This window comes from Thermocaproicibacter melissae (genome assembly GCF_024498295.1).
Lineage (GTDB): Bacteria > Bacillota > Clostridia > Oscillospirales > Acutalibacteraceae > Thermocaproicibacter > Thermocaproicibacter melissae.
The window spans coordinates 1,402,375-1,413,624 of sequence record NZ_CP101827.1 but is presented as its reverse complement, the minus strand read 5'-3'; the positions used below and the strand labels follow the sequence as shown (position 1 = coordinate 1,413,624).

The 11,250-nt window shown below is 46.2% G+C and carries 11 protein-coding genes and 2 tRNA genes; 6 read left to right on the top strand and 7 right to left on the bottom strand.

Features of this window, described 5'->3' with window-relative positions; all coding sequences use genetic code 11:
* Positions 1-21: 21 nt before the first annotated feature.
* The 4 genes from NOG13_RS06985 to NOG13_RS06970 all read right to left on the bottom strand — a co-directional run bounded on the left by NOG13_RS06985 (position 22) and on the right by NOG13_RS06970 (position 1,321).
* The gene (locus NOG13_RS06985) at positions 22-309 is read right to left on the bottom strand and encodes a hypothetical protein (protein ID WP_283109854.1); all 288 of its coding nucleotides are present in this window, start codon (positions 307-309) and stop codon (positions 22-24) included.
* Between the two features lie 9 nt (positions 310-318).
* The gene (locus NOG13_RS06980) at positions 319-747 is read right to left on the bottom strand and encodes a hypothetical protein (RefSeq protein WP_283109853.1); all 429 of its coding nucleotides are present in this window, start codon (positions 745-747) and stop codon (positions 319-321) included.
* A gap of 351 nt (positions 748-1,098) precedes the next feature.
* A tRNA-Ser gene (locus NOG13_RS06975) sits at positions 1,099-1,188 on the bottom strand.
* A 44-nt stretch (positions 1,189-1,232) separates the two neighbouring features.
* A tRNA-Ser gene (locus NOG13_RS06970) sits at positions 1,233-1,321 on the bottom strand.
* A 222-nt stretch (positions 1,322-1,543) separates the two neighbouring features.
* On the opposite strand from NOG13_RS06970, the gene NOG13_RS06965 reads away from it, so the two are divergent.
* The 4 genes from NOG13_RS06965 (at position 1,544) to NOG13_RS06950 (ending at position 7,351) form a co-directional block, all read left to right on the top strand.
* Entirely contained in the window at positions 1,544-2,491 is a 948-nt protein-coding gene (locus tag NOG13_RS06965) for an AEC family transporter (protein WP_283109852.1), read from the top strand.
* Positions 2,492-2,692: 201 nt separating this feature from the next.
* On the top strand, positions 2,693-4,069 hold the full coding sequence (locus NOG13_RS06960) for a citrate/2-methylcitrate synthase (protein ID WP_283109851.1): 1,377 nt from the start codon (positions 2,693-2,695) through the stop codon (positions 4,067-4,069).
* A gap of 178 nt (positions 4,070-4,247) precedes the next feature.
* The gene (locus NOG13_RS06955) at positions 4,248-6,038 is read left to right on the top strand and encodes an aminopeptidase P family protein (RefSeq protein WP_283109850.1); all 1,791 of its coding nucleotides are present in this window, start codon (positions 4,248-4,250) and stop codon (positions 6,036-6,038) included.
* Positions 6,039-6,241: 203 nt separating this feature from the next.
* Positions 6,242-7,351, top strand: a complete 1,110-nt coding sequence (locus NOG13_RS06950) for a LacI family DNA-binding transcriptional regulator (protein ID WP_283109849.1) — start codon at positions 6,242-6,244, stop codon at positions 7,349-7,351.
* A gap of 30 nt (positions 7,352-7,381) precedes the next feature.
* Here NOG13_RS06950 and NOG13_RS06945 read toward each other — a convergent pair whose 3' ends face one another.
* Positions 7,382-7,948, bottom strand: a complete 567-nt coding sequence (locus tag NOG13_RS06945; RefSeq protein ID WP_283109848.1) for a hydrolase — start codon at positions 7,946-7,948, stop codon at positions 7,382-7,384.
* A 143-nt stretch (positions 7,949-8,091) separates the two neighbouring features.
* On the opposite strand from NOG13_RS06945, the gene NOG13_RS06940 reads away from it, so the two are divergent.
* The gene (locus NOG13_RS06940) at positions 8,092-8,646 is read left to right on the top strand and encodes a polysaccharide deacetylase family protein (protein WP_283109847.1); all 555 of its coding nucleotides are present in this window, start codon (positions 8,092-8,094) and stop codon (positions 8,644-8,646) included.
* On the opposite strand, the gene NOG13_RS06935 is transcribed toward NOG13_RS06940, so the two are convergent.
* Positions 8,647-10,107 (bottom strand): recombinase family protein, encoded by a 1,461-nt coding sequence (locus tag NOG13_RS06935; protein WP_283109846.1) that lies wholly within the window; start codon positions 10,105-10,107, stop codon positions 8,647-8,649.
* 162 nt (positions 10,108-10,269) lie between these two features.
* The gene (locus NOG13_RS06930; RefSeq protein ID WP_283109845.1) at positions 10,270-10,689 is read right to left on the bottom strand and encodes a helix-turn-helix domain-containing protein; all 420 of its coding nucleotides are present in this window, start codon (positions 10,687-10,689) and stop codon (positions 10,270-10,272) included.
* Between the two features lie 162 nt (positions 10,690-10,851).
* Here NOG13_RS06930 and NOG13_RS06925 point away from each other — a divergent pair, with 162 nt between their 5' ends.
* Positions 10,852-11,067: a hypothetical protein gene (locus NOG13_RS06925; RefSeq protein ID WP_283109844.1), complete on the top strand. Its 216-nt coding sequence runs from the start codon at positions 10,852-10,854 to the stop codon at positions 11,065-11,067.
* The last annotated feature ends 183 nt before the right edge of the window (positions 11,068-11,250 follow it).

The window sequence follows — 11,250 nt, the reverse complement described above, 5'->3', positions numbered from 1 at the left end:
TGTCCTCCCGTGAATGGAAAATTAGAACTGATATTGATCTTTTGCATCAATATCTGCTAAAAACTGATTTACGGCCGACTTCGCCCTGGTGGAAAGGGAACCGATTTGATTTTCCAGTTTTTCCGCGTAGGTGATGAATTCTGACAATGCCGCTGAAACGGCGCCGTCGATGATTGCGGAATCCCGAATCGCTTTGAGCGTCTGAACATATTCCTGAATCATAGATTCATAATTTTTTCCCTGCTTCTCAAAAAAGGAAGCCATGTCTCTCCAGTAGTCTTCATCGATAATCAACTGATTTGAAGCCATGTAATCACCCTATTCTTCGTCTTCATCCATTCTGCTTAACTCATCATACAAGTCACTGATTCTTCTTTCACAGCGATAGATGCTGTCTTGGAAAGAATCAATTTCGTCTTGAAGGAGATTTATGGTCCAGTCGATTTTTGTTTTTGCTGCTCCAAGACCGCTATAGGCATGGTTGAATTCGGTTCCGTTGAGCAGATTGTTCATTCCCGGACAATAAGCGGAGAGCATTTTTACATGGAGATTGCTTGCGGTTAGTTTAGAAAGAGATCTTCTCCTCATGGATTGCCGGCTGCCGAAGCTGCCTTGCAAACTACTGAATTTTCGACAAAGGGCGTGCAATTTTTCCTGCTTTTTTTTCCGCTTATAAATTTGTTGACGATAAGAGTCTATGGCATCTTCATAAGATTCAATCGCCCGATAAATATCGCTTCTGCTCATAATCCCATCTCCACAATTATGGCATAAGAAATACCATATCTGTTTTCTTTTGGAAGGTGAAATGCCAACAAGGCTTTTATTTCTAATAAAGGATTCTAATATAGATAATACAATGTATGTAAATAAATGTCAATGATTCCTATTTGAACTAATATAGGTTACATAATGGAAGAAACTGCTAAATCAACCCGAGTTTTCGTTGCTGGCAATTGGCCGAGGATTTGAGCCTAATCAAAGCACAAAACCCGCATGAATACTGATTTTTCAGTACTCATGCGGGTTTGATTCTTCCCAGCCAAATTGTTTTCCGGTAAAAAAACAACCCGCATAAACTTAGCGTTCATGCGGGTTTGGCGGAGAAAGAGGGATTTGAACCCTCGCGCCGCTTTCACGACCTACTCCCTTAGCAGGGGAGCCCCTTCACCACTTGGGTATTTCTCCATTTCTCTGTATTCTATATCAAATAAGAGGATGTTGTTCAAATTTGGCGGAGAGGAAGAGATTCGAACTCTTGGTCCCTTGCGGGATCACTAGTTTTCAAGACTAGCTCCATAAACCACTCGGACACCTCTCCACAATAGAAATACAGCAGGGGCGGAATTTATAATACCACAAAACGTTCGGGCATGTCAATCCTAAATCCACAAATACTGAAGGGAGTTTGAACCCTTTGCGCTGATGAGGAGCCATGCTTTCTATTTTGCCCCTCTTGGTGTATAATATAAAACTATAAACGAAAAAACGGCGAAGGTTTTCTTGCCGATTGATGCGGCTAATCTATATTCTGGAGATAACTATGTTGCATACGCTTTTAACTGCCTCTGAGAGCATTGTTCCCATTATCGTTATGATCGCTGTCGGTTTTTTCATGGCCCGAAAGGGTTGGATCAACGAAACCTTCGGCAATGCGAGCTCAAAGTTCCTTCTTAACATTGCACTTCCGTGTTACATGATTTGGAATCTGATGGACAATTTTGACCGAGGCAAGCTGCTGGCCCTCGTCGGTGGCCTTCTCGTTCCTGTCATCACGAAAGTTGTCACATACTTTCTTTCCATTCCCGTAAGCAATCTGATGAAGATTCCTCGGTCGAGGAAAGGGGTTTTCCGTTCCATCTTTTTCTGTTCCAATACAATTTTTGTCGGTTTGCCCATCAACCTTGAACTATTCGGAACCGAAAGCGTTCCTTACGTTTTACTTTATTATATTGTCAATACGTTGCTTTTCTGGACGCTCGGAAACTACGAGATTAGCTGCGACGGGGAAGCGTCTCTGAAAGCACCGCTTTTTTCCAAAGCGACGGTGAAGAAGGTGTTTTCCCCCGCGCTGATTGGGTTTCTTCTCGGCATCGTTTTCATTCTGCTTCAGGTAAAATTTCCGCAGCCCGTGACGGATAGTTTGCGGTACCTTGGAAACACGACAACACCGCTTGCTTTGATTTTCATTGGACTTACCCTGACGACCATTCCGCTTCGTCAGCTGAAGCTGGACCGCGAGCTTATCGTGCTCATTCTGGCGCGTTCCGTTCTCTCGCCGCTTCTTGTGGCGGCAACACTTCAGTTTATCCCGCTGCCTAAGCTGATGGGTGAGGTATTCATCATCCAGTCTGCCATGCCTGCCATGACAAACACCAGCATCGTGGCGAAAGGCTATGGCGCCGACTATAAATTCGCGAGCGTCGCAACCGTTGTTACCACCTTGGCGTGTGTGATTGCAATTCCGATTATCATGTGCTTCATTCATTGATACTCTGTGCGTTTCCGGTATGTTCCCTACCATGTTTGACTCGCAGGCTATCCGCCTCGGAAAGGCAGATTTGTTGGGAGTATTTTTGGAAGATTTTTTTCGACATTGCTTTCTTGACAAGAATTTCACAGCAAGTTATAATAATAAAACTTTTATAACGTAACGCTGAGAAGCGCTGAAAGAAAGGAAGGGTGATTCAAATTGCAGAAAAATGCAAGAGCCGATTTATTTGAGATCTCACCGCAAATCATTAAATTGACCCAGCTCTGTCGAGAGCACAGCTACATTGATTCGCAGCTTTACACAAAGTATGATGTCAAACGTGGTCTGCGAGATATCAATGGGAAAGGCGTATTAACCGGTCTGACCGAGATTTCCGAGATTGTCTCCTCAAAAATGGAGAACGGAAAGTCAGTTCCCTGCGAAGGAAAGCTTTATTACCGCGGCATCGACATTGAAGAAATCGTTCAAGGTTTTGTTTCTGAGAATCGCTTTGGTTTTGAAGAAACAGTTTATCTTCTGCTGTTTGGAGACCTTCCTACACCTCAGCAGTTGGACGAATTCAAGACGATGCTGGCCAATTACCGGACATTGCCGACCAATTTCGTGCGGGACATTATTATGAAGGCCCCGAGCTTCGACATGATGAACACGCTGGCCCGCAGCATCCTGACACTTTACGCCTATGACGAAAGGGCCAACGATACCTCGCTGGAAAATGTTCTGCGGCAGTGCATTGAAATGATTGCTCTTTTCCCGCAGCTTGCTGTTTACGGTTATCAGGCCTATATGCACAACAAAAATCCTTACAACAGCTTTTTCATTCATGCACCGCGGCCTGAACTTTCTACGGCAGAAAATATTCTGTATATGCTGCGAATTGACAATCGCTATTCGCCGCTGGAAGCGAGGATTCTGGACCTTGCGCTTGTTCTGCACGCAGAGCACGGCGGCGGCAACAACTCCAGCTTCACAACTCATGTAGTCGCGTCCTCCGGAACCGATACATATTCCGTCATGGCTGCCGCGCTCGGGTCTCTGAAAGGCCCCAGACATGGCGGAGCAAACGTAAAGGTCGTTCAGATGTTTGAAGACATGAAGCGCGAAGTAAAAGACTGGACGAGTGAAGCGGAAGTCGGCAATTACCTGCACCGACTTCTAAACAAGGAGGCGTTCGACCGCTCAGGGCTGATTTACGGCATGGGCCATGCGGTTTACTCACTCTCCGACCCGCGTGCCAATATCTTCAAGAAGTTTGTCAAGCGCCTTTCTGAAGAAAAGGGCTTTACGAAGGAATATGAGCTTTATGCCTTGGTGGAACGTTTGGCTCCGGAAATCATCAGTCAGGAGCGCAAGACCTACAAGGGCGTCAGCGCCAACATTGATTTTTACAGCGGATTTGTCTATCACATGCTTGGGCTGCCGACGGAGCTGTTCACCCCGGTCTTTGCCATGGCGCGCATCGCCGGGTGGAGCGCACATCTTATGGAAGAGCGCATCAACGAAGGAAAGATTATCCGCCCTGCTTACATGAGTGTTGCGAAACATCGCCCATACAAGCCGCTTAACGAGCGCTAAGTCCTATGATGTCAGCAATAAAGAAACCGGTGCTTCCGAATATGGCGGCACCGGTTTTTGATATGTTATCGGGCGATAGCTCCAAAATCGTACAGGAAATATTTCTTGTGTTTCCTACCCAGTGCGGTTGACAGTCTCCTTATGCAAACCTATACTGAAACGGAAAGGAGTCATCCGCATGCAGAAAACGATAGAACGAATTGCCGCGCTGCGCGCCGCGATGAAGCAGGCCGGCGTGCAGGCTTATATAATTCCGTCATCGGACCCGCATCTGAGCGAATATACACCCGCTCATTGGCGAACGAGGGAATATTTTTCGGGCTTCACCGGTTCTGCCGGAACGCTTGCCGTAACAGAAACCAAGAGCGGACTCTGGACAGACGGGCGCTATTTTATTCAGGCTGAACATCAGCTTGAGGGCAGCGGAATCCGGCTGTTCCGCATAGGGGTCAGCGGGGTTCCGACCGTTGTGGAATTTCTGCGGGAGGAATTGAAGGCGGGCGACACGGTTGGAATTGACGGAAGCCTTTTTTCCGCCGCCGATGCACGCAGAATGGAATGTCTCCTAGGCGAAAAAAACATCGGCCTCAAGCAGATAGACCTTGTTGCGGACATTTGGACAGACAGACCGCCGGTACCGAGAACAGAAGTTTTTCTACATAGCCCCAAATATGCAGGCATGACTTGCGCGCAGAAGCTGGCTGTGGTGCGGAAAGAACTGAACAGCCGAGGAGCGGATGCGCAGATCTATGCACGACTTGACTGCGTGGCATGGTTGATGAATCTTCGCGCAGACGACGTAGAAAACTCGCCGTTTGCGCTTGCTTACGCGGCAGTGCTGCCCGATTCGGCATATCTCTTCATTGATACTTCCCGCGTTCCGCAAGAAGTAATGGAAAATCTCACAGAGAACGGTGTTGCCGTTCGCGGCTACGATGAGATCGGCGAATTTCTTCGCACGATGCCGGAGGGAATTACGGTTCTGGCAGACCCAGCGGGAATGAATGAAAAGCTGTATGACATTCTGAAGGAAAACAAGGCCATCCTAGTAAGAGATGGAATCGACATTGTAACCGAGCTGAAGAGTATCAAAAACGAGACCGAAATTCAGGGTTTCCGCACTGCGCATATCCGCGATGGCTGCGCCATGGTGGAAGCCTTTGCGGAGCTGGAAAGCAGGCTCAACGCAGGGAAGACCGTAACGGAATGGGATGTTTGCGAGCTTCTCGAAGAAGCCCGCAGACGTCAACCCGGGAACCACGGGCTCAGCTTTGACACGATTGCCGCTTACCGAGAGAATGCGGCGATGATGCATTATGCCCCGAAGCCGGAAAGCTGCAAAACGCTGGAGAGAAGCGGACTGCTGCTTGTTGATTCCGGCGGACAGTATGTTGACGCTACGACGGACATCACGCGAACCTTTGCCCTCGGCCCTGTGACGCGGGAGGAAAAGGAATGTTACACATGGGTGCTCAAATGCCACATAGCGCTCGCTACCGCTGTTTTTCAGGAGGGCTGCACGGGAGGAAATATCGACATCCTCTGCCGTGAACCGCTTTGGAAGCATGGAATTGATTACCGCTGCGGAACAGGCCACGGGGTGGGCACATTCGGCAGTGTGCATGAGGGACCCCAAAATCTCCGAATGAATAACAAAACGATACTGCGCCCGGGCATGACCATTACGAACGAGCCGGGTGTCTATCAGGAAGGAAAATTCGGCATTCGGACCGAAAATTTGATGATTGTTCAGGAAGCATATGAGAACGAATACGGCCGTTTTCTGAAATTTGAAACCGTTACCGTATTTCCCATAGATATAGCGCCGGTATTGCCTGAGCTTTTGACTGAGGAAGAACTTAATTGGCTGAATTGCTACAATCGACACGTATTGGAAACGCTTTCGCCGTTCCTTTCCGGTAGGGAACTGGATTGGCTGACCCGCCATACGCAGCCGCTGAAGAGCTAAAAGAAAAAGTCTGAATATGCCCCAACAACACGCACAGCACCTGAAATATTCGCCAAAAAATGATACTAAAAATCTATGCTAAATAAGCGCTAAAACCAGCTAAAATTATTGCTTTTTTTGCTTCGTGAATGTATAATAATTTTGTATGGTATTCACGGTCGGTTTCACTGTTAGCGGGCCTTCTGCCCAAATGGAGGAAATATATGAGAAAAAGAAAAGGGGCCGTTAGTATTAAGCAGCTGGCGGAAAGTCTGAACCTTTCACCCGGCACGATATCCATTGTTTTGAATGGCCACGGCGATAAAATGCGCATCTCAAAAGCGACCCAGAACAGGGTTTTGGAAGCTGCGCGTGAAATGGGTTACCAACCAAATATTTACGCAAAGCGGCTCCGCCAAGGGGAAGGCGGGAACCAGCATAAACTGATTGCTGTGTTCAACTGCTACATTAAAGATGTTAAAAACGTGCTTGGCAGAATTTTATATGGAATTCAGACCGAGATTTCTGACAAGAATCTGCCTGTTGATATTTTAATGCAGACCTATCAGCTTACTAAGCTCAGTGAGAAGAAAGAACTCTTGTCTTCCACTTACTGCAACGGCGCGATTATTTACGGTGTCTCGGAGGAAGATACCGCATTCTTGCTGAATGAGACATTCGACATTCCGATTGTGATATTTAACCGCCCAACGGAGAAATACGGTTCGGTCTATGTGGAAGACTATGAGGCAGGCAGACGGGTGGCGCAGCTGTTTGCTTCTTCAGGGTGCAAAAACGTTGGACTTATTATGCCGTCGAAGCGGAGCAGAGCTGGCAGCATGAGACAGCTTGGCTTTCTGGATGGATGCAGTCAGAACGGCTTGGTTGTTGCCCCGCAGCATATACAGGAAGATGTGCTCAGTACAGAGGGCGGTTATGTTGCAGCGAAACGTATGCTGCAAAGCGGCAGTATCCCGCAAGGATTGTTTGTACAAATCAGTGAAATGGCAGCCGGTGCGGCCCGCGCAATCCGTGAACGCGGTCTGCAGATTCCGAATGAGGTAAAACTGGTTTCCTATGGTGACAGTCAGATCGAAGAATATATGACGCCTTCGCTGACGGCAATTCGTATGCCGATTGAAACGATGGCGGCAGAATGTCTTGAGCTTGTGCTGAACATGATCGACACAAATGATTGGCGTCCCACGACGCGAATCGAACCGCTGAAGATTATTTTCCGTGAAAGCTGTCCGGAACCGGAAAATGAAAAAATAAATAAGCAGAACGACAGAACAGAAAACCCCCGCCAGAATGGAACAAATAGTTCCTTCTGATGGGGGATTTTTTTGTTTGCGGTCAATGGATTAGATGCCTAATTCGTCGCAAAGCGGCTGCATGGCTTCAATAGTGCGGGTAATCAGCTCGTCAAGCGTCCAGCCGAGCATATCAGCGCCCTTTTGAATTACTTCTCGAGAGCATCCGGCAGCGAAGGATGGTGTCTTAAATTTCTTTTTGACAGATTTCAGCTGCATTCCGCGCACGCTTTTGGAGGGGTGCATCAAAGCGACCGCACCGATCAATCCGGTGAGCTCGTCGGTGGCATATAGGATTTTTTCCATGATGTGTTCGGGTTTTATGTCAACCGTGATACCATAGCCGTGGCTTGCTACTGCGTGAATCAGACGCTCGTCCAATCCGCGGGCACGCATGATTTCCTGCTCTTTGATGCAGTGCTGTTCAGGGTACTGCTCAAAATCAAGGTCATGAAGGAGCCCGACAACTTTCCAGAACTCTATGTTTTCCGGATCATACTCCTTCGCAAAATATCCCATCACGCCGGAAACGATTTTTGCGTGTTTCAGATGAAATGCATCTTGGTTATACTCTTCCAAAAGCTTCTGCGCTTCTTCCATGGTTGGTACAGCATTCATGTGAGTTCCCTCCAACTGATGTACTGGCATTTATTTCATATTATAAACATTCTTAAGGAATGTCAATGACAATTTCTCTAGACTGTGAGCCATAGCTTCCCGTTTTCGTGCATATATTTTGTACGGGAAAGGGGTAATTTGTTATGGTGGCCTTAACGGTAACAAAAAAGCGGATTCTGGCAGTGCTTTGCTTCATTCTTGCCGCGGTGCTTGCGGTGTGCGCGTGCATCCAAGGCGCGCGTGCAATTCAGGCGGCGTCCACAAAGCGCTCCTTGCCGATTTACAATGTACAAACGGATGAAAAGAAAATCGCCATATCCTTCGATGCGGCGTGGGGAAACGAACAAACGCAAACGCTGATTGATATTCTGAAACAATATAATGTGCATGCCACGTTTTTTGTTGTAGGCGCATGGGTGGACAAATACCCCGATTCCGTCAAAGCGTTGGCCGAAGCAGGGCACGAAGTTTGCAACCACTCGAACACGCATCCGCACATGCCGAAGCTCACGCAGCAGGAAATGACAGCCCAAATTACAGAGTGCAACAAAAAAATCATGGCAATTACGGGAAAAAGCCCGCTGTTGTTCCGTCCTCCATACGGCGATTACAACAATGCTGTAATCGACACGGTAAACAGCCTGAAAATGTATCCGATTCAGTGGGACGTAGAAACGCAGAATACTAAAATAATGTAGCTACTTAAATATAACCTTTACGCTTTCGGGCGATACATCTATCCGTTTTACAAGAAGCTGAGCGACTTCTTTTTTACTGTCAAAATCAAGCTCTCTAAACCTGCAATTCGGAAGTTTGATTGTTTTGTGCTCAGGCGCAGCGTTTATTTTATTGAGTAATTCAGTCCTGCGCGCATCAAGCTCAACCATGCGCGCATTAATATACCGCATCGTAATTTCGTTTGCTTCTTCAAGCTTATCCATTAAATGACTAATCTGTTCGTCTATCTTAGCTACTTCAATTTTTTCCGCATTATGACTATCTGCCTTTGGCTCCGGCGTAGCCACAGAGGAAAGGCGGTCTATTTCGGCCTGTATCTGTTCTTCAGCTTGTGCTTCAACATCTTCAATGCGTTCAGAATGTTTCACATTGCAAAGGTGTAGGTTCGTTTTGCCGGAACAGTTGAAGTACAAATAATTGCCGGTATGAATTACTCGCAATGAATAACCACAGTTCGCGCATTTCACTAAACCCGAAAGCCAAGTGTATTTCCCGCTACCTGTGTTTTTAATCTGCCGATTTTCGTCCAGTCGCTTCTGGCAGGCAAGGAATGTTTGTGAATCAATTACTCCGTCATGTGCGGCGATTGCGAGCAGTTGCTCATGCAGGTCGGTATATTTGGCAGCTGATCTGTCTCGTTTTCCCCAAAGCCACAGCCCCTTTTCTCCGGTAAATTCATCAATGTCGTTATAAAGAATTAAGCCCTTACCGCGATAGTAATAATATACGTCGGCATCGGCTTTTACATAGGCCGGATTATGAAGAATACGGCTAATCGATACATTATCCCAAGTCTTACGGCCAATTCCTGAAACACCTGTTTCAGTTAACCATGCCGCGATTTTACTGAGCGACATACCAGCATAAGCATATTTGTTAAATATTTGACGCACGACCTCTATATTGCCGTCAGGGACAAGCATAGACGCGGCCTTTCCCCCTATCTTCGTGCGCTGAATTTTGAAGCCAAAGGGCGCAGGGCCGCCAAGAAATGCCCCCCTTTTTGCCCGTTGGTAATAATTATCCTTTATGCGCTCCGCTATGGTCTCGCGTTCCAACTGTGCGAACACCATAATGATATAAACCATCGCGCGGCCGACAGGGGTAGAAGTATCAAATTTTTCATTTACGGAGATAAATTCAGTATTGTGTGCTTTGAGAATTTCCCATATACGACCGAAGTCCGTGATTGACCGGCTGATTCGGTCTAATCGATATACAATGATTTTCTCGATTTCACCACGCTCCACAGCCTGCATCATTTTCTGAAATGCTGGGCGGTCTGTGTTTTTACCCGAATAGCCTTTATCAGAATAAATTTTTGGTTCACCAGTACATTCATTTCGGCATAGTTCTATTTGACTTTCTATGCTAATCGAATCCTTCTTGTCTACTGACTGGCGCGCATAAATAGCTTCCAAAATCTCACCTCACTTACGACTGTTTTCTTATTCGGTGTAGCCCACACCGAGCAGGGTCTATTTCAACCCTAACTAAATCTTTACAAATTCCTATCTTTCGTTATGTCTTGCGGAATGGCAGTAAGCCACAAAGTATAACTATAATCTTCTGCATACCACCTTTTACACATGACGCTTACTTTTTACGGGCTGTTCAGTGGCTCTCGTTGCAATTTCGCTTAATTCAGCTGCAATCTCAACATCTTTATTTGAAATATCATCTCGCCTAATCCCTAAAAGCTTATCAACGGCGGGTTGCATTTCAGGTTGCTTACGATACGATATTACGACAGTCTTTTCATGGTTAGTCAAATCAATTATGTTTCCGTCAACATTTGGGTTACCGGAATACTTTTGAAGTTCAGAAATAGAAATACCAAGTCCAAAGCAAATTTTAGCAACATTATCAACAGCAGCCCCACCAATCGAGCCGTTTAATATGGAGAGCAAAGTTGAGTATGGCATATTAATTTTCTTTGCAAACTCTTTTATCGTAAGGCCCTTATTCTTGATAAGTAATTTTAGATACTGCTCACGGTTCATAGAGTCACTTCCTTAGTTCCATTATAATATCACCTGAAAAATATAAAAGCAATACAGAAACACGAAATGCTGTTGTTATGTTGCTGAATATTAGTTGACAGCACTAATATTTCGTGTTATTATATGCTTGAAAAACGAAATATCGTTTTAGGAGGCACATATATGTACAAGCTTTTGGAATCAAAAATGACCTTTATAGGTATGACGAAGAAACAGTTAGCGCAGAAGATGGGACTGAGTTATAACACACTCTTGGCGAAATTCAAACGTGAAAGTTCCTTTTCGCTTGATGAGGCGGCGGAAATAAAGTGCATCGTTGGTGCATCAGAGCCTATTGAGGTGCTTTTTGAACTGTTACCGGAGCAGCAAGCGGGCTAACCTCGCTGTCAACGTGGAAATTATAGGCAAGTCGTACAACCGGTGCCACATATCTATTTGCAGGAGATGATTATTATGCCCTTGAAGTGTACATCGGTTCACCCAGAACATACGTTGGAAGAAGACCAACGAACGGCTATGCGACTGCGCGAAATATTTGAGCGTTTTTACGAACGTAAGGCG

Bases quoted from the DNA above. Each gene is read 5' to 3' on its own strand.
- NOG13_RS06985 (WP_283109854.1), bottom strand. From the start codon at position 309: ATGGCTTCAAATCAGTTGATTATCGATGAAGACTACTGGAGAGACATG.
- NOG13_RS06980 (WP_283109853.1), bottom strand. From the start codon at position 747: ATGAGCAGAAGCGATATTTATCGGGCGATTGAATCTTATGAAGATGCC.
- NOG13_RS06965 (WP_283109852.1), top strand. From the start codon at position 1,544: ATGTTGCATACGCTTTTAACTGCCTCTGAGAGCATTGTTCCCATTATC.
- NOG13_RS06955 (WP_283109850.1), top strand. From the start codon at position 4,248: ATGCAGAAAACGATAGAACGAATTGCCGCGCTGCGCGCCGCGATGAAG.
- NOG13_RS06950 (WP_283109849.1), top strand. From the start codon at position 6,242: ATGAGAAAAAGAAAAGGGGCCGTTAGTATTAAGCAGCTGGCGGAAAGT.
- NOG13_RS06945 (WP_283109848.1), bottom strand. From the start codon at position 7,948: ATGAATGCTGTACCAACCATGGAAGAAGCGCAGAAGCTTTTGGAAGAG.
- NOG13_RS06940 (WP_283109847.1), top strand. From the start codon at position 8,092: ATGGTGGCCTTAACGGTAACAAAAAAGCGGATTCTGGCAGTGCTTTGC.
- NOG13_RS06930 (WP_283109845.1), bottom strand. From the start codon at position 10,689: ATGAACCGTGAGCAGTATCTAAAATTACTTATCAAGAATAAGGGCCTT.
- NOG13_RS06925 (WP_283109844.1), top strand. From the start codon at position 10,852: ATGTACAAGCTTTTGGAATCAAAAATGACCTTTATAGGTATGACGAAG.